Below are 21,236 nucleotides of genomic sequence, written 5' to 3' on the forward strand. Positions count from 1 at the left end.
GAACCGCAGGGGCTAAAGCGTGAGTAAAGCGTGAGGGACAGGGCGTCAATGAACGGAATCTCGAAGCTATTTCTTGCCATCTTTGCGATTGTTTTTTTGCTGGGCCAAGTCGTTGCTCCCGTCTTATTGTTTGCCCAATCAAAACAACCCTCTTTTCACGGGCGACTAGACCAAGACCGGCCGCTTGAACCCGATGTCGGACGACATAGCGACGATCCGTGGGACTTGGCGCGGCGTCTGGGCGTTGCCGACAACAGCTCCTATCCGATTCCGGAAGATCTGCGTCACATCAACATGGCAACGCAGACTGCTGCGGACGCGCAATTAAAAAGTAGCGGGTGCATCCATTGCCATACTAACGTCGGTGATATGCATCCTGAAAACACGGTCCACATTGGCTGTATCGATTGCCACGGCGGTGATGCAACGACGATCGAACTTCGCAAGGCCCACGTGTGGCCTCGCTACGCAGAGGCTTGGAAAAACAGCGCCAACCCGGTACGCAGCTACACGATTCTGAATCATGAATCACCCGAATTCATCCGCTTTATGAACCCAGGCGATCTGCGTGTCGCCCATATCGCGTGTGGTCAATGCCACGCCAACGAAGTACTACAGCTTCGCAAGAGCATGATGACGCACGGTTGCATGCTTTGGGGAGCGGCCCTCTACAACAACGGCGGTACCGACGAAAAATACAGTCGCTATGGTGAATCGTACAACATGAACGGCACGCCGCAAATTTTGCAAACGGTTCCGCCGCCGACCGCTGAAGAAACGCGGAATCATGGCGTGCTTCCAAGGCTCAGCCCGCTGGTGCCCTATCAAGTCTCCCAGCCTGGGAACGTCCTGCGAATCTTTGAACGCGGCGGACGATTCCGCCCCGAAATTGGAATCCCTGAGCGACTCGAAGAACCGGGGCGACCGCGTGAGCGATTGAGTCTACGTGGCATGGGCACCGAAAATCGGACTGACCCCGTCTCGATTGGGCTCGCCAAAACGCGACTGCTTGACCCGACGCTTAACTTTCTTGGCACGAATGATCATCCCGGTGACTACCGCAGCAGCGGCTGTAGCGCTTGCCACGTGCTCTATGCGAACGACCGCAGCCACACCGCCAGTGGCTTCTTGGCCAAGTATGGTAACCGTGGCAAAGCGGCTGCCGAGCGAGATGATTGGGTAAAGTACATTGACCCGACGATTTCCAAGAACGACAGCGGACATCCCATTCAACACAAGTTTGAACTGCGGATGCCGACCAGCCAATGCATTGTCTGCCACATTCACCCCGGAACGAATGTCCTCAACAGCTATCTCGGGTACATGTGGTGGGACAACGAAACGGACGGCGAATTGATGTATCCCAAAGAGCAGAAAGAGCTGACGGCAGAAGATTACATTCGAGCTACCGAGTCGAACCCCAATGAAGCTGCCGCGCGTGGCCACTGGAGCGACCCAGAATTCCTTGCCGATGTGACGGATCTGAACCCGCACCTCAAGCACACCCAATTTGCTGACTTCCATGGTCACGGCTGGGTCTATCGTGCCGTCTTCAAAAAAGACCGTACAGGAACACTGCTTGATTGGAAAAACGAGCAAGTTCCTGAGGTCAAAAACCATCTTCTGCAGCAATCAGTTGCCCCCTCAAACGATAAAGAGAAAATATCGGGACGTTGTCGTTCGGGTACTCCGGTGCATGAACTTGATATCCACATGGAAAAGGGAATGCATTGTGTCGATTGCCATTATTACCAAGACGGGCACGGCGACACGAAGCTGTACAGCGAAGTTCGGGCTGCGATCGAGATCCAGTGCATCGATTGTCACGGAACAGCGGAGGAATCTTTGATTGAAAAAGTCGAGCAGCAAATCGAATCGGGCGTCGCCCCACGTCTGACCACCAGTGGTCCTGCCGCCCCAAAGAAAGGAACAAACCTGCTAGCGCTTCGTACAACTTTTGACAAACCACGCTTCGAGGTGCTTCGAGAACCAGGGCAAAAGCCGAAGTTGATTCAGCGGAGCGGTGTCGAACCTGATCTGTGGTGGGAAGTCACGCAAACCGCTAACACCGTCCGCCGCGATCATCCTGATTACAACCCTCGTTCGCATGCCGCCAAAAGCGTTCACATGGACGCGGACGGAAAAATTGCCTGGGGAGGATCGCAGAAAGACGACTTCCTCAAATGCGCACACAGCAACGACAATATGTCTTGTATCTCGTGCCACAGTTCCTGGAACCCAAGCTGTTTCGGTTGCCACTTGCCCCAGAAAGCAAATATCAAATCACCCGAACTGCACAACCTTGGCGACGTAACGCGAAACCGCACCAGCTACAACTTCCAAACACTCCGAGACGACGTGTTCATGCTCGCGCGGGACAGCAATGTGACGGGGAATCGCATCGGCCCAGCAAGAAGCAGTTGCGCGATCCACGTGACGAGTTACAACGCCAATCGCGAAGCAATTTACACTCAGCAACAGACCATCAGTGGTGACGGGATGAGCGGGATCGCGTTTAGCACCAATGTCCCGCACACGGTGCGGGGCGGTGCGGGTTGGGAAAACGAATCGAACCATGCGGCACCCGGTGTCTACGAAACGAAGAGCTGCACTGATTGCCATCCATCCGCTTACGGGGACAACAATGCGTTGATGGCTCAACTGCACATGCAGGGAACTGGCTTTACAAATTTCATTGGAAAGTATTGCTACGTTGCCGCGGGTGAACATGGCTTCGAAGCGGTCGTCGTCACTGAAGACACCGAACCGCAAGCCGTCATCGGTAGCTCGCTGCATAAACTGGCCTATCCAGAGAATTACAAAGAGCATCTGAAACACGAACGCAAGTTAGAACACAGCCACGAACATCCCGGTCGCGACATTCTTGAAACGCTGACTCTGAAATTCCGCAAACCAGAGATCCTTGATCTCCAGCATCGCGGCGAGTATTTGTACGCAGCCTGCGGCAAAGGCGGTCTGCGTATTTTTGACATCGCATTCATCGACGACAAAGCGTTCAGCGAACGAATCACGACCGCACCGGTATCACCCGTTGGGCAACGTTTCTACGTACGCACCAAGTTTGCCACCGGCGTCGCTGCTCCATCAACCATCGCTCCCGATCCAACACGAAAACAGGATCCGACGAACGAAGAATCGGCGGTGCATCCACTGTACGCCTACATTTACGTCACGGATCGTGAAGAAGGTTTGATTCTGGTTGGTGCGGGGACGCTATTGGACGGCAACCCGCTTAATAACTTCCTTGAGCGTGCCGTGACGTTCAACCCCGACCATCTTCTCGATGGTGCCGAATCGGTTTCCATCGTCGGAACCTATGCCTACGTTTGTTGCGAAGCAGGGCTGGTCGTGGTTGATCTCGATGACCCAACGTGCCCGAAAGTTACCCATGTCATCGGCCACGAAGAGCTCGATCATCCGCACCAAGTCGCGGTTCAGTTTCGGTATGGATTCGTAACGGACAAAGATGGTGTCAAAGTCCTCGACACAACCGAGCTTTCTCATCCACACGTCGTCCATCAGGTACCGCTGCACGACGCCCACGGCATCTACCTTGCCCGGACTTATGCCTACGTTGCAGCCGGCAAACACGGGCTAGCGATCCTTGATATCGAGAAGCCTCGCAAAGCACATATTGATCAAATGTATGACGCGGATGGAAAGATCAACGACGCCCATGACGTCCAACTCGGGATCACCAACGTCAGTGAGTTTGCGTATGTCGCTGACGGAAAGAACGGACTGAGGGTGATCCAGTTAACCGGTCCCGAAGTTCACGGCAACGATGGCTTCAGCCCACGCCCAATCCCGCACTTGGTCGCAAGCTTTAAGTTACCCAAGGACGGGCACGCCCTCGCGATCAGCCGAGGAATGGATCGCGACCGAGCCGTTGATGAAAGCGGAAATCAAATCGCCGTATTCGGCCGCGTCGGCGCGAGACCGCTAAACAAGGAAGAGTCAGAGCGAATGTATCGCCGCAGCGACGGCACGCCCTGGTTCGTCACCGACGACGTAATGGACGAGCGAATTTTCCGGATCAAGCGAGAGTGAATTACACCGCACCATAGGCCAACATGGCTTCGGCTATTTTTGCGAACCCGGCAAGATTCGCACCGTTGACGTAGTCTACGTTCCCCTTATCGTCGGCTCCGTACTTTACGCACTTTGCATGGATGTCCTCCATGATTTCCTGTAACTTGTTGTCAACTTCTTCCCGCGACCATTGAAGTCGTAGCGCGTTCTGACTTTGCTCCAGACCCGAAACCGCGACCCCTCCCGCATTGGCCGCTTTGGCAGGACCGAACAGGACCGAGGCCTTCCGAAACGCTTCAATCGCATCAAGCCGCGTCGGCATGTTTGCACCTTCGGCAACCACAAAACAGCCGTTCGCCAGGAGCATCTTTGCATCGTCGAGTTCAATGTCATTCTGAGTCGCACACGGAAGAGCGACTTCACAGGGAATTGACCAAGGACGTGAGTCCGCGTGAAAGGAAGCTACAGAGAACTTTTCCGCATACTCAGAAATCCTTCCCCGTCGAACTTCCTTCAAGTCTTTCAAGAAAGCAAGCTTCTCGGCATCGATTCCATCGGGGTCATGAACGAATCCACCCGAGTCAGAGACCGTGACAACTTTAGCACCGAGCTGAGTTGCCTTCTCCACCGCATAGATGGCAACGTTGCCGCTGCCCGAAATGCAGACAGTTTTTCCTTTGATGGAATCGCCGATTCGATTCAGCATATTTTCACAGAAATAGACGCAGCCGTATCCGGTCGCCTCCGTACGCACCAAGCTTCCACCAAACGAAAGCCCCTTGCCCGTCAACGTTCCGACAAAACGATTGGACAATCGTTTGTACTGACCGAACAGGTAACTGATTTCACGGCCACCGACGCCAATGTCACCAGCAGGCACGTCCGTGTCTTCCCCGATGTGCCGATGGAGTTCGATCATCATGGAGTGACAGAAACGCATCACTTCATTGTCGCTTTTTCCTTTGGGATTGAAGTTCGATCCACCTTTGGCACCGCCCATCGGCAATCCGGTCAAACTGTTTTTGAAGATTTGCTCAAAGCCCAAAAACTTCAAGATGCTCTGAGTTACTGACGGATGAAACCTCAGCCCGCCCTTGTAGGGGCCAATCGAGTTGTTGAATTGAACTCGCCAAGCACGATTTGCCCGAAAGTTACCTTCGTCATCTTCCCAAGTCACTCGAAAAATAATGATCCGGTCAGGTTCAGTTAACCGCTCAAGAATCTGAGCCTGTTTGTACTTGGGGTTTTCAAGAATGAAGGGCATCAGAGATTCAGTGACCTCGCGAACCGCTTGGTGAAACTCTTCTTCACCCGGATTACGCTTGATCAATCCATGCATGAATGTTTCAACTTCACTGTCGGCTGCGCTAGACATCTTGCTTATCTCCATGGAAGTGATCGGGGCAATCCGTATGCTGGGCGATGAACCCGTTCGGATGCGTCATGCAGCCTAAGTGTAAGACATCCTCACCTAACGATGTTCCGTAAGCCGACCCAAAGCTAAAAGCTGACTAGGCTTGGACGGTTCACTGGGCCTTTGAATCAGCGGGCCGCGGCACAAGTCGGTTTACAGGAATACGTTCGATGGCTGACGAGCCAAAATATCGCTGGATCAGTAAATGACGCAGCCACACTCGGCCAGTTTGTCGGCTTGTAAGCCTGAAAGCTGGCAGCTTATGGCTAAGAAGTTTTTGAACACCTCACTTGTCGTTCACGCAATACTAGCCGCTTGGGAAATGCATGTTGGCGATCTTCTTCGCCATGTCATGTTCTGGTAGGAAAGCTAGCTCTACAAAGGCGGTTCTGGAGGGGCGAATTCGCATCTCGGTCACTTCACCCAGTGGTTTGCCACCGATGAATGCTTGGGTGGGGCGTTTGCGTGGGTCCAGGTTTCGGATTGCGATCGTCGAATTCATCGAAATGGGTGCCGATTTCCATCCTCGTGGTGTCATGACGTTCGATCCCACTAACATCCATGCCTCCGTGTCGGCCAACATCGGTGTCGCGCCCATCGATGCCGCATAGGCAGTCGAGCCTGCAGCGGTGCAAGCCAAGATGCCATCACACACCAATTTGTCAAATCGCGGGTGCTGGTCGACCTGTAATTCAAACCAAGCGGTTTGGCCGGTCGACCGTTCCAACCAGGCATCGTTAAACGCCAAGTCGATTCGTGTTGATCCGTCGAGCAAGGTTGATTCCACACGCAGCAGCGGTAGGTCTCGCACGATCACATCTTCGGCAGGAAACCCTGACTGTGTGACGTCTTCGCGATCGTTCAGTAAGAACCCAAGATGTCCAAAATTGACGCCAAAGAAAGGTATCCGACGCTCCCAGAAATCCTCGATCGCTCGAAGCATTGTGCCGTCACCGCCCAAGGCAACGACGTAGTCCGCCTCTTCGATGGCAACGCCGGAAAAACGCTTCGCCCAATCTCGTGCGGCTTGGTTTCGAGGATCGAAGAAATAATGTCCGCGTCTTCCATCCAGCGAGATCAATCGCGAGTGCGCCGGTTCGCTTAAACGGTACAAGCCACGGCTTTCAATGAAGCCGAGTACCGCCGGGTCCATCAGATTGGAAACATTCTCACCTCGCACCAAGGCACTGCGAATGTCCAATGATCGGCCCTTCGTGCGAACCTCCATCAATCGATGATGGGGTGGCAGATCTTCCGGATTGGGAACGCAATCTTGATCGTGAACAATCAAAAACTTGGCCTGGTTCCATAGCTCGTTGGCACCTTGCCACCATCGCTGGATCAGTGACTCACTGCTCGCACCACCCTCGACAAAGTCGTAAGGCACGACATGCCAAAGATCGACGTCGGGATATCGCTTGGTCAGTTCATCATTTGTCGTAAACACTTGGTTTTCGAGATCCGAAAAGTCCAACTCGATACGCGGGATTCCGCGAAACGCAATGTCTACCAGTGCCGCACGAAAACTGCAGGCGATCGCGTTCTGTTCGTGCTTATCGCTACGCGGACCAGCGGGCACGATCACGACTCGCTCGGCAATTTCAGCCAACGCACGAGCAATCTCGGCATGGTGAACTCCGGGAGGATTGAAGTTCCCTCCCCACAATGCAACTTCCACAACAAGCCTCGCGAATGGGTGACTGCAAGGCGGTCGAATGCCGCCTCGATGATTTAATGCCCTAAGACTTTAATGATGAAGGAGCGTCTTGACTTACACCCGAATGCTCTAGCGAACTTTCCGCAATGCACGATCAAGTTGTTTCAATGACAAGATAAATCTGGCTGGATCAAATTCAGCTCGGCGTTTTAGATCCACCTCAAGAGATTCGCGATAGATGTACTGGTCTCGCCCCGATGGGATTGAGAGTTCGATCCCTGTGTTCTCAGTACTCATTAGTTGAGCAATGGCTTGTTTTACTTCGCCGTTAAGTTCGACTTTGTGGTCATTTAATTCGGCCGAAACCGTCTTGATCGCCCAGGCCAATTCGCGTGCCGAGTCGTATGTCAAAAGAAGTGGTGCTGGCGTGCTTGCGTACTTTTTTAAAATTAGTTGAGCTGCCTTTGCGTTGATCGGGCGGCGTTCGGCCGTTTGCACCATCTTTTCCAACTCAGCCGTCATCGAATTTGCGATCTGACTGACGCGACCAGAACTTCCAAACGGTTGGCCATAGAATGCTTGATTAAATTGAGTTTCTAAACGGTCGTAAGCGTCGGCGTTTTCTTTTTCTGCAAGTAGAACGGCCGTGTGCATAATAACCGTGAACCATTCATGGCTGCGGGGGCGTCCGGGCGGACCATCGAAGCCGCGTCGTTGGCGTAGGCTTTTGGACTCAAGTTCGTGATGGCAGGCGGCACAATCGTAGAGTGCGTAGTCGGCCCATCCGCCGTCGTTGGCCGCTTCTTGAAAGAGCGACAAGTATTGAATCTGTGACTGCAATGCACCAACAAGTGTCTTGCGAGTATTCCAGAATATATCTTTTGGTGATACTTGTTTCGTCAGACCTGGGTAGTTGATTTGAAAGTACTGGTCTCGTTGAGCGTACTTTTCGAGCGACGCGTGAAGTTGTTTGGGAGATTGCCAGTGCTGAGGCATTTGCTGAGAGAATTCGTGCATCTCGATCGACGGCAGTGGCGGGTGGCCGGCCGCATACATTTCGTGATTCACAAACATTCCTTTGCCGCGATTGCCAATATGACAATCGGCACAAAGACTTGCTTGACGGCTTGTATTGACCAAATCCCGCATCCCATCCGCCTGCTTCTCGGATGGCTTTTTCAAACGCCAAGTTTTCGGCTTGGTATGGTTGGCAACCCAATCCGTCTGCTCGCCTGACTGGTGGCATCGCATGCAATCGATGCCAAGCTGAGCTGACTTACCCAACCCGGCAAAATCAAATGCTTTATCGCTGCTACCAATCTCGTAGCCACCATGACACGTCAAGCATTGGTCGCGAAATTTCGCGTAGCCTGCTGGCTGCTTCACTGCACCTTCGCCGAAAAGCTTGTCGCACATTCGTCGGCTCAGCACATTGCTCATTCCAACCCATTGCTCTGGAAAATCGTCGAACGCTAATTCACCAATTTCGACTCGGTAGTTCGCCTTCACAAGTTTCTGCAACAACTTGCTGCGATGTTCTTTTGTTTCTTTTAGCATCTTCTTCAATTGCTGCCTGCTCTCGTCAGCCGAAAATGGCTCCACGCGACGGCGGGCAATCGTATGTTTGTCTTGCGTCAGCCAACGCTCCATTTCGTCACGGCGACTGAACTCACCAAACACATCTTTCTTTCCGCTGATCATCGAGCCGATGGATTCGGCAAGATGACATTCGACGCATTCGCTGACCTCTGTGTTCCGGCTCCAGTTCATATAGACCAAGTCCGAAAGCCGATCATCCCACGACGGCGGCTCAAAAGTATCCTGCGCATTCGTGTCGGATATCACGACGACAATCGCCCAAAAGGTGACGAAAGCCAGGATCGATGCGGTGCTTGTTCTCTGATTCATGATTGCGATTCTAATCATTCTTGCTGCCCTGGGTCTGTTTCTTTGCAGGCACACCGAAACGTTTTTCTTGTTCCTCGAATAAGTCTTCTTCCTCTAAAACAGGCTTGGAAGGTTGATTGTTTCGCTTGTCTTTCTTTTTGCGATCAAGTTCTTCCTGCCGCTTTTCCAGCAGCTCCTTCAGTCGTTCTTGCAGCTCGGCATGATCTTGTTTATTCAGTTCTCTTAGCTCCTCGATCAAGGCACCAAGCTCGTATTCTAACTGAGCGGTCGCTTGTTGATCTGCCGCGAACGAAGACTCCAAGTCAACGGAGACTTTGCCAAGCCACCGAGCCAGATCGACGGCAGTCATTTGAGCTTGCTCGCGGCTCATTCGATTGATTCCGCTATTCGTTACCGCAAATCGGCTGATCTCTTTTTTGGCAGGATAACCCAGCCCCCTTTGAAGTCTTTTGGCAGAATCCTGAAGCGGTCCGCTCCAGCCTCCCGGCCAGCTTTCGCGTGACGCCACCGCCGCCAGATACCATTGAACCGCGCCTTCCCATGTCTCGAATGTTGACTGTTTTCCAGCGGAGCTTGCAACCAGTCTTCCCAGGTCATCACTTCGGAAACCAAGTCGGGCATTGACGCCCGACGGACCATTCAACCACCGATCGAGAGAGATTCTCGCATTTTCGGCTGCCAAGCCAACTTCGTTCGCGTTCGGAATCGAGTTTGCCTCCATCAGGTGCTTGACATAGTCAAGCGATTCGATCAGCTCGATGTCTTCGTTTCCTGCGGTGCCTGATTCGCGTCTCGATTCAATGACCCAGCGAATTCCTGAATCATTCCACTTGGAATAGATCGCTTGAGCTTTTCGATTGCCAGCGTTCGGCGTTCGGGCGTTTTCAAGTCCGAGGTCGTGGTGACAGGATGCACAATCGTACGAGGCTAGTTCTGGCCAAATACTCACGGAATGTGATTGCTCGGCTCGCGACTTTAGCAAGGTAAGCGATGCGTCCGTCGCGGCGACTTGTCCAGCGATCCAAAGCTGAGCTTCGTAGAACGTCTTGTCGCTGGCTTCCGCGTCCCGCCAATGTTTGGGCAACCATGCGTGGTAGGTCGCCAACTCGTATCGAAGCGGCGGATGCCCCGCTGCGATGATGTCATGGTTCATGTCACGGTCGTCGTCTCCGACATGACACGACGCGCACATGCGGGCACGGACATAGAGGTCTTGGTTGTTTACAAAACCTTCGGCAGCAACCGGCGACCAAGCGGCGGTGAAGTGAGTTCCTAACCAGTGTTCGCTTGGTCCGTGGCAGGCTGCGCAACCAACTCCCTCACGCGTGAAGCTATTCGCCGAATCGTTTCGGTCAAGCTCATGGGTCCGACATGATTCGCCGCATGATTCCTGACTGCCATGGCTGTGTTCTTTGAATCCGTTTGCCTGGCGAGAGAAGAAAGTCTGCAAGGATGTGAATGAACGATCGGGCGACGTCACACGGGGCTCGTCGAATCGTTTGGTGGTGTTATGGCATGCCAAGCAGTTGTCATATCCTTTTTGGTCGGTGACGTTTCCTTGCTTGTCGATGATCGCGAGTCCAAGCATCATGCGTTGGCTCTTGTCGTTGCAGATCGTACGCCAGCTTTGCGCGTGCGGATCGTTTTCATTCCACAAAGCGTATTCGTTTCCGCGCCGAGCAGTCGGTTGAGCAATGCCCGGCCGTGGGCCACCATGACAGCTAGCGGCAGCACACGACTGTGCAGATTCAATTCGGAGATCCTGCCGCTTCAATGGAGAGACGGATTCCGTAAGCGACAGGAAACCTTGCCCCAAGCAGGACGATGCGGCGTAGGACGATGCGATGATGCATAGGGACGCTAGCCCGAAAGCAGATCGAAGACGGAATTGATGAAGCATGTGGGTTCAGTTCAGACCAATCGCAAAAAAACGAGACCGGGAATGCAAAGGGGGTTAGTCGTTCGAGTCAACTTGGTTTTCGAGCAGGCCGTAGCGAGCCAAAGCGAGTTACGGCGATTCAACTCATTGCCGTAACTCGCTTTGGCTCCCTACGGAGCCCTATCCGAAATTTAAGTTGTTACGGGCTACTATCCCCCCATGCTAGTTGTAAATCCGCATGCATTTGGACTCATGAGCAAGAAATCTTGCCCCAAAACGCAGAATTGAGCTCCTACAATCGCTGCAATCGTGTGCTGACCACGTCCAGATGTTTGACGACGCAGCGCCGCGCAACTACAAATACCCCCCGGCGGATGTGTTCTTCACCCCTTTTCGACCGGAAGTTTCCTGTGCTTCTTTCTCGCTCTCAATCGCGTCTGCATTTGATGATGGGGATACCAGCGGCAGTCTTTGTCGTGGTTTGCTTGTACTACTACGTTACTCAAAGTGTTCGCGTGGGTGCTTGGCAGGGTGGGGGCAGTGGGCCTGGATTGATTTGCGGTATTGCAGCCGGATCCGTGATCGTTTTTGAAATGCTGCTTTGGCCCCGCAAACTTTTGCGTCGGCTGCGTCTGATTCCAGCAAAGTACTGGCTCGCCGCTCATATTTGGTTTGGTCTTGCCTCGCTACCGCTTGCGATCGCGCACTGTGGTTTTCATCTCGGTGGCTGGTTACCGGCCACCTTCATGATCTTTTTTGTCGCCACGATTTTCAGCGGGATCTATGGGGTGGCAGTTCAGAATTTATTGCCTCGCTGGCTATTGCGGAATCTTCCGTCCGAGACGATTTACAGCCAGATTGATTATGTGTCAGACCAGGCTGTCAGAGATGCGGAGCGTTTACTTGTTGGAGCATGTGGACGCCGCGCAAACTCTGATATTTCCATCGAAGACGAACTGAGCGACCAATTGGCGATCCGTGAGACCGTCGTCGTCGGTGCCGTTCGGCAGGCGGGAAAAACGAGTGGGCGCACCCTCGAGACACGACAGATGAATCGTGCCAAAGAAGATTCCGTCACGCTATGGAATGCGCTCGATGAAATTCGGCCCTTCCTGCTTCATGGCAAGCGCGAACTGACACCGGTCACGGATACAAATGAAGCATCGGCATGGTTCCGCCGCCTGAGAACGGCGTGCAGTGAAGAGGGACAAGAGATTATCGATATCCTGATGAGTCTCTGCAATCAGCGGCGACAATTTGATATTCAAGCAAGAGTCCATCACTGGTTGCACACATGGATTCCGATTCATATCGCATTATCGATTGCCGTGACGGGGTTGTTGGCTGCACATGTTTGGACCGCTTTGAAATACTGGTAATTGATGTCGCGCGAGACTGGAAAAGAACGATCGCAACGAATCGAAATTGACTATTTCCGCAAGCGGACTGGGCTTGATCGGTTTCGGTCGATGTGCATTTACTCGGCAATCTCGTTGACCGGTGCCTACGTTGCGTTTGCAATTTTTGCTGGAAAACCATCGTCACAAATCAGCACGGGGCCGCTCGCACGGGTTCATGCTTCGTTCGAAAACGATTGTCGGCAATGTCATACGAACTTTGAGCCAATTGATTCTGATGCAAACCAAATGAACCTGTCTTTTGTGGGAATTCAGTCCTCGGAGTCGATCGCTCATTTGGAGTCGGCATGTAAGAAATGTCACGCTGTGGGCGATCATTACCGCACAAACATGACCAATATCGCTGCGATGAGCGACCAAAACTGCTCAACATGTCACCACGATCATCAAGGCCGCGATCATCTTCTCAACCAAGTTGCTTCGGCAAAGTGTACGTCGTGTCACGAAGGTCTTGACGCATCTTGCAAGGCGGAACCGAGCATCGCCAAGGCGATCTCAGGATTCTCTGAAGAGACTCATGGTGATTTCAAATTCATAAATAGTCGCGAACGTGGTGTCATCAAATTTGACCATCACCAACACATGCAACCTGGACAAGTGGATTCGGGAACACGCGGAGCATTCACGATTGCGATGCTCGACGCGTCCATGCGGCAGCGCTATCAACAGCCGGGACAAAGCGACACGGATTCCGTTCAGCTTAATTGTCAAAGTTGCCATGAAATGGCGGGCAATCCAGCTTCCTCCAATTCGATGATTGCAGACGGTGAATTGGGACGCTACATGAAACCTGTTTCGTTCGAAAAACACTGCGCCGCTTGCCATTCCGTCAATCCAGGCATCGCGACCGAACAAACAATGCCGATTCCCCATGGGCAACCTTGGAACAAGACAGAGCTTTTCCTTGCCGCAACCCTTGTGGGTGCTCAATCAACGGGTGCGATCCGAGATCCGAACGACGATTCGCAGACAACTCCTCAGCTTGGCGAAGGATTTGGAAAGAAAACACCTACCAACGAAACAATCGCGATTGACGTTTCTACTTTGGCAGGCTTACGAAAAGCCACCGAGGCCCAGTGTTTGAAATGCCATGACGCCGATTCGATCACCGACGACGCAATTCGCGGCGCAGTCGATGGAACTGCACCACCGATGATTCCGCCACGTTGGCTGAAGCACGGATTGTACGATCACGCAGCTCACCGACAAATCGATTGTCGCTATTGCCACCAAGACGCATACCCTGGATCAGAATCCAAGCCGTCGCCGCCAAAGGATCATGAGAAGATGATGATCGCGGGAATCGAAAGTTGCGTTGGCTGTCATCGAAACGAAGATGAGGCCTTGTCTGCAGCGATGCTAAAGTCGGAACAAAGCGGAGTCTTTGGCGGGATGCCGACTTGGGGTTCCGACGATTGCACGCTTTGCCATCGTTATCACACGGATGTAACGTCGTTGGGAGCGAAGCGTTGAGTGGTTTGCTGAGCACCCGTCGTGGATTCTGCTGCCGCGTTTCGATATCGCTGGCCTTTTTCCTCGCTGCCCCCGCTGTGTTGCCTGTCGTAGCTCAGCAGATTCAGCGGCATATCGAAACAGAGTCACTGGATCTCAGCCCCCGCTTTCTTGGCTCTGATTCGTGTGCAACTTCGACATGCCACGGCAACGTTGTTGGACAGGGGCCGTTGTGGAATCATTCGCTTTCGGTTTATGCAGCAAACGATCCGCACGCTACGGCAGGAAGGATTTTGTCACGCGAAGTAAGCCCTCTCTCTGAATCGATCGTGGTTTTGCTGGATCCCAACGCCAAGACCTCAACGGAGGCCTACACCCAAGTGCTGCAAAAACATTGCATCAGTTGCCATGGAACCGTGACCCCCGATCAGTGTGATTCAAGCAATCCCCTCAAACCATCAGTGCTCTACGAAGGAGTCTCATGCGAAGCCTGCCACGGTGGGGCGAGTCAATGGATCGATGATCACTTAAACGAAAGTTGGATCGGTCCCTCGCGGTTCCTTGCGGCGACGGGAATGCGAGATACCGAATCGATCGTTGGCAGAGCAAAGAACTGCGTCCGGTGTCACGTTGGGTCACGCAGTGAAGATGGCTTGGTTCGCGACATGAATCATGACCTGATTGCTGCGGGACATCCGGCGCTCCGGTTCGACCTCCTTATCTACAATGAAAACTTGCCTCATCACTGGAGCAGCGACAGTGAGGTTGAGGAAAATTTTTCCGCATCGGCGATTCGTCTGAGAAAGGTTTCCCGGGCGACCAATTTGTCAGCAGCGGCAGCTTTGTCGTCAGCCCGAGCATCAGATCACCTTCGCGACGTGTCTATACCGTGGCCGGAGCTATCCGATTACGATTGTTTCGCCTGTCATCAGTCCCTAACGATGTCTCGTTATGACGTACCGCTGATGAATCAAGTCAAAACGATGCTGCGTGTCAGTGACGGACTACCGATTTGGAATACATGGCACAGCACCGATCAGTTGAACTTGCGAGATTCAATTTCCTATCTCGAAATTCTATCACCTCATCGCAGCGATCCCAGAAAAGTCGCGAGCATCGGAAATCGTATTGCAGCTCGCTATCAAAAACTTGCCAGCAAGATTGCAACAGAGGCGGCACCTGATACCAAAACCGAACTTAACCGGTTGCTCGCTTTGTTGCAGAAAAACGAGTTGCAGGATTGGCACGCGGCCGCAGTCAACCTTTTAACGTTGGACGCGATCATTCGCGATTTGCCGGATCAGCAACGAACCGTACTCGCAGCCGATGTCGCTCAGCTTGAATCCATGCTCCGTTTTGATTCAGGCGACCGATCTTCCAAACCGCCAAAACATTCTCCCGGTGGATTTGATCCCCAAGAGTATCGCGCCCGCGTGATTGACATTCTCACCAGCAGACTCAACCCAGCGACAAAAGCTCCATGATCATTCCAGCGCTCTACGAACGACAAAAAAAGAGAGGCGGATATCTCACCAGTGCCGATATGCATAACGTTGCCGATGAGTTGGGCGTGCCGCTGCACCGGGTCAATTCGCTGGTGACTTTCTTTCCCCATTTCCGCACTGACCCACCGCCAAAAGTCACCGTGCATGTTTGTCGCGACATGAGTTGTCATCTCCATGGCGGAGTTGAACTCAAGGACAAGCTGACCCAATGGGCGACCCAGACACACCAGCAGAACGTTGAGGTTTGCGGAGTCTCGTGTCTAGGACGCTGCGACAGAGCGGTTGCCGCGATGGTCAATGACAACCTGGTTGCGGCGACTGACTTGGACCGGCTTAAAAGAGTCGTCGATGATTTGATGGATGATCGCACACCTAGCTATGACTCAGACGCGGAACTTGTCACGCCCAAAGTTGGCAAATGGGACATGGACGTTTACGGTGGTGAGGGCCGATACGATCAAGTGAAAAACTTTCTCACTTCGGGAAGCGATCCAGATCAAGTTCTCGCCGCGCTTGAAAATGCGGGACTGCTTGGAATGGGCGGTGCCGGAGGACGCGCCTACCTGAAGTGGGGCGACGTGATGCGGGCCGAGGGCACGTCGGGCGAAAAGTTTATCGTCTGCAATGCCGACGAGAGCGAACCGGGAACTTTCAAAGACCGTGAAATCTTGCTGGCGGCTCCCCATCTGACCATCGAGGGCATGATTGTCGCGGCACTGGTTGTTGGAGCGACACGAGGATGGATCTATGTTCGCCACGAGTACCCAGAGCAAATCGAAAAATGCCGCGAGGAGATTCGTCGAGCGGTCGGATTACGTGCGTTAGGAAAGAACATCTTTGGATCAAGTCGTTCGTTTGAGCTAGATGTCTTCCCCAGTCCCGGCGGCTATATCTGTGGCGAACAGACGGCACTAATTGAAGCGATGGAAGATAAGCGTGCCGAACCACGCAATCGGCCTCCCGAATTGATGACCAATGGACTCTACAACCAACCCACGTTGCTTTCTAACGTCGAAACCTTTGCTTGGGTGCCAGCGATTCTGAAGGACGGTGGCGACTGGTTTTCTGCTCAAGGTCAGAACACCGGAACCTTCACCGCAGGGTCAAGCGAGCGAATGAAGGGAAAGCGTTTGTTCTCGATCAGCGGTGATTTGGTCAAACCAGGCGTCTATGAAGTTCCCACCGGAATCACCTTAGGTGAGTTAATCGACAACCATTGCGGCGGAATGAAAGACGGAAAGGCGATCGTGGCGGTCGCGATGAGCGGTCCCTCAGGCGGACTGTTACCAGGGAAAATTCCCGTAAAGTATCTCAGTCGCCGGTTCGTTGAAAAGAATGTCCCGGAAAGCATCACTGAAATTGACATCCGTGATCTACCGCTCGACATCAACGTTTCGCGGGCGGTCGGCTACATGCTGGGGGCCGGTATTGTTGTGTACGGCGAAGGATGCGACGTACTCGCCGAAGCGGTTGCCAATAGCCGCTTTTACAAAAATGAATCGTGCGGCAAATGCGTTCCCTGCCGCATTGGTTCACAGAAGGTGACCGAGATGGGGGAACGGTTGTTAGCGAATGAAGTAACGAAAGAAGAATTTGCGACCTTCGAACCGGTCGCGTTGCAACTAAGTGAAGTGATGCAAGCGACCAGCATCTGTGGACTCGGCCAAGTCGCGAGTAATCCGATGCAGACATTCCTGAAGTACTTTCCGGACCTAGCCCAGAAGGCTTGCGTTGGATCCAACAAACAATCCGATTCTGACGGAGAGTCAAAACGATGAGTAACGTTCCGAGTTCGAGTTCTGAGCCTTCATCAAGCAAGGTCGATTTCAACGTCGATGGTCTCGTCGCGTCTCAGCGAGAAGATGAAGGACTGTTCGCACGCGACATTGACGGTCAACTGATACGTGTTGAAAAAGCAACAGCGACAGAGCTTGAGGAGAATGTGACGCTGACCATTGATGGTCGTGAAGTCACCGTCAAGAAGGCGCAACCGACACGTGACAGCCAGGGAAACATTTTGCGAGGCGAGGATGGCCTGCCGATCCCGCGACCGACCACGATCTACGATGCCGCGAGCGAAGCCTTCGTGCGTAAACCGGGTGACCCGCATCCGATCGCAACACTTTGTCACAAAGAGCATTTGCCACCAGTGGGCGTTTGCCGCGTTTGCGTCGTCGAAGCGACAGAGATGACGCGGCGGGGACCGAGAAGCCGATTGGTCCCTTCGTGCGTCCAACGCGTCACCAATGACATGGTTGTCAGCACACTTAGAAGCGAAGCAGATCCAGCAGCCGCAGCCCGAGTAAAAACGGCAAGCCAAACCGTTATCGAACTCCTGATGGCAGATCATTTGCCAGAAAATCAGACTGATGCACCAGGCAATGAACTTGCCGCGATCGCCAAGTCGATGGGTGTGGCTCAGTCGCGGTTCTCACCGCCACCGATTTCACGCGGTCAAGATGACAGCAGCAAGATGATTCTCGTCGATCATGACCAGTGCATTCTGTGCGGACGTTGTCAGCGTGGATGCAATTGGGTGAAAGAGAACAAAGTCATCGGTCGCGGCGAGAAGGGGTACGCGACAAGGATTTCATTCGATCTCGATGACCCAATGGGCCAAAGCTCATGCGTGTCGTGCGGCGAGTGCGCGGTGAGTTGTCCCACGGGGGCTTTACAGTTCCAGCCATCGTTTATCGATACACAACTTAAGCGTGTTCGCGACGACATGATCGCTGGCAAGAAAGATGGTGACATTGTCGGTGCAGACGAACTGATTAAGTACCCGCTTTTCTCAGGAATCCCCTACAAGTTCCTGCAGTTCAACGGTGCTGCAGTGGTCCGCCGAGTTCTCGCAAAAGATGACGTGCTATGCCGCGAAGGTGAGTACGGGTCCACGGCGTTCATCATCTTAAAAGGAGAGTTCGAGATTTTCCTAAGCTCGACGCGTGGCGCGGTCCGGAACAAAAGTGTTGGCGGATTACGAGGGCTTTTTGGTGGACTGAAAACAGTAGTCGAGAAGGTCGGCGGAAAGGCAAGATTGGCGGACGTTGGTGCCGCAAGCCTGAGCGAGGACCAGCGAATTTTGCGAAACGAAGAAGACGTCATCCTCGGCGAAATGACTTGCTTGAATCGCTATCCGCGTAGTGCAACAGTCGTTTCGACAGGCGAGGCCGAAGTCTTAGAAATTAAACGCAACGTTCTACATATGCTGCAACGAAATGCGGTCAGCCGAGACATACTTGATCGGGTTTATCGTGAACGTTCCTTGCGAGGACAACTCTCCGGTCTTCCAATCTTCAACCCGCTTGATGATGCATCGAAAGACAAAGCTGCTGAGTTTTTGAAAGACAAGGCGGATTTAATAACCGTCGACCCTGGACAGATCATTTTTCGCCAGGGTGAAAACGCAGACAACTATTACGTCAATCGCCTCGGTTTCGTAAAAGTGACACAGGCTTACGGAAGAAACGAACGTGTACTGAATTACCTTGGCCCAGGCAATGGATTCGGTGAAATTGGTTTGCTTAGTTCAATGGGAAATCAGTTCGGATCTCCCGTTGGCACCGACTCAGTTGCTGGAGTGCGAACTGCAACATGCACCGCGCTCGATCATGTTGAATTGATTCGAATCCGTGGCGAGGATTTTCGTGAATTGCTGGAAACGTTTCCGGATCTTCGGAATGCACTGGCTACGAAAGCGAAAGAAATCTTGAGCCGTGACGAGGAAGCTCGCGGGCGACTACAAGCCGTCGAAGCGGACGAGTATCTCGATCAAGGATTATACCTTGCGCAGAGCCTTCTGGTTTTAGATTTGGAGCGTTGTACTCGATGTGACGAGTGTACGAAAGCTTGCGCCGACACTCACGACGGCGTCACCCGGCTTGTTCGTGACGGCCTACGGTTTGACAAGTTCTTGGTGGCCAGCAGTTGCCGCAGTTGCATGGACCCGTACTGTCTTGTCGGATGCCCCGTCGATGCGATTCACCGAAATGGCGATTCACTTGAAATTGAGATCGAAGACTACTGCATCGGCTGTGGTTTATGTGCCGAGAATTGCCCCTACGGCAATATCAACATGCACGGATTCCCAAAACAAGAAGTGAATGAAAGCGGAAAACTTGTTACGGTCTATGAAGAATTGGACGGAGGGAAACTACCGGTGGTTCAGCAGCGTGCGACGACATGCGATTTGTGCCGTAGCGTTGATGGCAAACCGAGTTGCGTGTACGCATGCCCTCACGAAGCTGCGTTTCGCATGACGGGTGAACAACTGTTGGAAATGACAAAACGCACGAATTAGGAAAGCGTGGTTAGACTATCGGCCATGGTCACCAAAAAACTCAGCCTGATCACCGCAACTACGATCGTGGCGGCCAGCATGATCGGGGTTGGTGTGTTTACGACCAGCGGCTTTGCGTTGGCGGCGTTGGGGACGCCGGGGCGAGTGTTGGTGGCGTGGGGCGTCGGTAGCTTTATCGCGATGTGTGGTGCGATCAGTTACGCCGCACTGGCCGCCAAGTTTACTGAGTCTGGTGGCGAGTATTTGTTCTTGGCACGTGCGATTCATCCAGCCGCTGGATTGACCGCGGGCGTGGTTTCGATGCTGGCCGGGTTCACCGGTCCAATCGCGGCGGCCGCAATCGGTTTGGAAGCGTATGCGTCACCGATGCTGGGGTCACCGTTACTTGGATCACGGATGCCTGCTTTGCCGGTTGGCTGCATCGCAGTGACGGCGATTTTGATCGCTGCGGTGTTGCACGCCGTGAAAGTCTCCGCTGCAACGCGAATGCAGGATGCGATCGTCGGATTCAAGTTGATACTGATTCTGGGCTTCATCGGTTGGGGTTTCTTTGCGTTGTCTGACGCTTCAACGAATCGCGAAATCGCTGCCGAGACAATCCCTTTTTCGATCCCCAACTTCGCCAGCCAACTGGTTTGGATTTCATTCTCGTTTGCGGGTTTCAATGCAGCGATTTACGTTGCCGGTGAAGTCCGCGATCCGGCTCGCAATGTTCCGCGTGCCCTGATCGGTGGCACCGCATTGGTCAGCGTGATCTACCTGCTGCTCAATACGATCTTTGTTTACAGTGCACCGATCGAAGTCATCACTGCCGGCGAAAACATTTCTCAGGTAGCAGCAACGGCGGCCGTTTCGATCGGTGGAACGACGCTGGAAAACTTGGTGCGAGTTTTGATCGTGACGGCGCTGGCAACATCAATCAGCGCGATGGTGATGACCGGTCCGCGAGTCTACGCAAAGATGGCCGACGATGGATTGATGCCGTCGTTTTTTTCCAGCGGGAATCGATCACCAGTCGTTGCGATCGGCTTCCAAGCAGCGATGGCAATTGTGGTCGTCTTGATTTCGCGGCTACAGGACTTGCTCAGCTACCTAGGTTTGACATTGTCGCTGTGTTCGGCGCTGGCGATTGCCAGCCTTTTTGTGTTGAGATTTCGTGGCCAGATTAGTCGGTTGCCAGGCTGGGGAATTCCGCCAGCCGTTTTCATCTTCGCCAGCGTTTCCTTGGGCATCATCGCAGCTTGGAACCAACCGATCCCTGCAATCGCCGCCGTCGCGACTCTGACGATCGGTGGCATCCTGTTTTGGCTGCAACGGTCCAGTGGAGAGGCCGAGAGACTTGGATGAAACTCAGGAATTGTCCCGAAATAACTTCCCGGTTTTCCCGTAGCTGGGCCCGCCAGGGTTTATTTCACTACTAGCTGTACCCGACTGAACCTGGCGGGTCCAGCTACGGAAAATGCCTAAGCCCACAGGCAGTGGCGTAGGGGCGATTGCTGTCGGCCCGCTGGGCCTAGTCGGTCTTGGTTTCGAGTATCCGGTGGCTGCGCCACCGGCACTGGGCTGCCGCCACTCCGTGGCTGAGAGTCATTCTAGGCCCGGAGGCGGTTTTGGTTTCGAGTAACCGGTGGCTGCGCCACCGGCATTGGG

The 21,236-nt window shown here is 53.3% G+C and carries 11 protein-coding genes; 7 read left to right on the forward strand and 4 right to left on the reverse strand.

The window, feature by feature from the left end; translation table 11 throughout:
- Positions 1 to 48: 48 nt before the first annotated feature.
- Positions 49 to 4,071, forward strand: a complete 4,023-nt coding sequence (locus RC85_RS08260; protein ID WP_084422478.1) for a hypothetical protein — start codon at positions 49 to 51, stop codon at positions 4,069 to 4,071.
- Position 4,072: 1 nt separating this feature from the next.
- On the opposite strand, the gene gdhA is transcribed toward RC85_RS08260, so the two are convergent.
- The 4 genes from gdhA to RC85_RS08280 form a co-directional block, all read right to left on the reverse strand.
- Positions 4,073 to 5,428 (reverse strand): NADP-specific glutamate dehydrogenase, encoded by a 1,356-nt coding sequence (gene gdhA, locus RC85_RS08265; RefSeq protein ID WP_068261009.1) that lies wholly within the window; start codon positions 5,426 to 5,428, stop codon positions 4,073 to 4,075.
- A gap of 346 nt (positions 5,429 to 5,774) precedes the next feature.
- Positions 5,775 to 7,145 carry an NAD(+)/NADH kinase gene (locus RC85_RS08270; protein ID WP_068261013.1) on the reverse strand — a complete coding sequence of 457 codons (1,371 nt, stop codon included), beginning with the start codon at positions 7,143 to 7,145 and terminating at the stop codon, positions 5,775 to 5,777.
- Between the two features lie 108 nt (positions 7,146 to 7,253).
- Positions 7,254 to 9,032 (reverse strand): cytochrome c3 family protein, encoded by a 1,779-nt coding sequence (locus RC85_RS08275; RefSeq protein ID WP_068261039.1) that lies wholly within the window; start codon positions 9,030 to 9,032, stop codon positions 7,254 to 7,256.
- A gap of 10 nt (positions 9,033 to 9,042) precedes the next feature.
- The gene (locus RC85_RS08280) at positions 9,043 to 10,623 is read right to left on the reverse strand and encodes a hypothetical protein (protein WP_149752962.1); all 1,581 of its coding nucleotides are present in this window, start codon (positions 10,621 to 10,623) and stop codon (positions 9,043 to 9,045) included.
- Between the two features lie 866 nt (positions 10,624 to 11,489).
- On the opposite strand from RC85_RS08280, the gene RC85_RS08285 reads away from it, so the two are divergent.
- The 6 genes from RC85_RS08285 (at position 11,490) to RC85_RS08310 (ending at position 20,933) form a co-directional block, all read left to right on the forward strand.
- Complete coding sequence (locus RC85_RS08285; RefSeq protein WP_235033416.1) at positions 11,490 to 12,290, forward strand: hypothetical protein; 801 nt, start codon at positions 11,490 to 11,492, stop codon at positions 12,288 to 12,290.
- A gap of 3 nt (positions 12,291 to 12,293) precedes the next feature.
- On the forward strand, positions 12,294 to 13,802 hold the full coding sequence (locus RC85_RS08290) for a cytochrome c3 family protein (RefSeq protein WP_068261021.1): 1,509 nt from the start codon (positions 12,294 to 12,296) through the stop codon (positions 13,800 to 13,802).
- A 77-nt stretch (positions 13,803 to 13,879) separates the two neighbouring features.
- Positions 13,880 to 15,265, forward strand: a complete 1,386-nt coding sequence (locus RC85_RS08295; RefSeq protein WP_162273189.1) for a cytochrome c3 family protein — start codon at positions 13,880 to 13,882, stop codon at positions 15,263 to 15,265.
- Entirely contained in the window at positions 15,262 to 17,064 is a 1,803-nt protein-coding gene (locus RC85_RS08300; RefSeq protein ID WP_068261025.1) for an NAD(P)H-dependent oxidoreductase subunit E, read from the forward strand. The genes RC85_RS08295 and RC85_RS08300 overlap by 4 nt, the downstream gene beginning before the upstream one ends.
- Positions 17,061 to 19,586 (forward strand): cyclic nucleotide-binding domain-containing protein, encoded by a 2,526-nt coding sequence (locus tag RC85_RS08305; RefSeq protein WP_068261026.1) that lies wholly within the window; start codon positions 17,061 to 17,063, stop codon positions 19,584 to 19,586. Before RC85_RS08300 ends, RC85_RS08305 begins: the two co-directional genes overlap by 4 nt.
- A 24-nt stretch (positions 19,587 to 19,610) precedes the next feature.
- Positions 19,611 to 20,933: an APC family permease gene (locus tag RC85_RS08310; RefSeq protein ID WP_068261029.1), complete on the forward strand. Its 1,323-nt coding sequence runs from the start codon at positions 19,611 to 19,613 to the stop codon at positions 20,931 to 20,933.
- Positions 20,934 to 21,236 lie beyond the last annotated feature (303 nt).

It is taken from the genome of Rubripirellula obstinata (assembly GCF_001642955.1).
GTDB lineage: Bacteria > Planctomycetota > Planctomycetia > Pirellulales > Pirellulaceae > Rubripirellula > Rubripirellula obstinata.

Bases quoted from the DNA above. Each gene is read 5' to 3' on its own strand.
- RC85_RS08260 (WP_084422478.1), top strand. From the start codon at position 49: ATGAACGGAATCTCGAAGCTATTTCTTGCCATCTTTGCGATTGTTTTT.
- gdhA (WP_068261009.1), bottom strand. From the start codon at position 5,428: ATGTCTAGCGCAGCCGACAGTGAAGTTGAAACATTCATGCATGGATTG.
- RC85_RS08275 (WP_068261039.1), bottom strand. From the start codon at position 9,032: ATGAATCAGAGAACAAGCACCGCATCGATCCTGGCTTTCGTCACCTTT.
- RC85_RS08280 (WP_149752962.1), bottom strand. From the start codon at position 10,623: ATGATGCTTGGACTCGCGATCATCGACAAGCAAGGAAACGTCACCGAC.
- RC85_RS08290 (WP_068261021.1), top strand. From the start codon at position 12,294: ATGTCGCGCGAGACTGGAAAAGAACGATCGCAACGAATCGAAATTGAC.
- RC85_RS08300 (WP_068261025.1), top strand. From the start codon at position 15,262: ATGATCATTCCAGCGCTCTACGAACGACAAAAAAAGAGAGGCGGATAT.
- RC85_RS08305 (WP_068261026.1), top strand. From the start codon at position 17,061: ATGAGTAACGTTCCGAGTTCGAGTTCTGAGCCTTCATCAAGCAAGGTC.
- RC85_RS08310 (WP_068261029.1), top strand. From the start codon at position 19,611: ATGGTCACCAAAAAACTCAGCCTGATCACCGCAACTACGATCGTGGCG.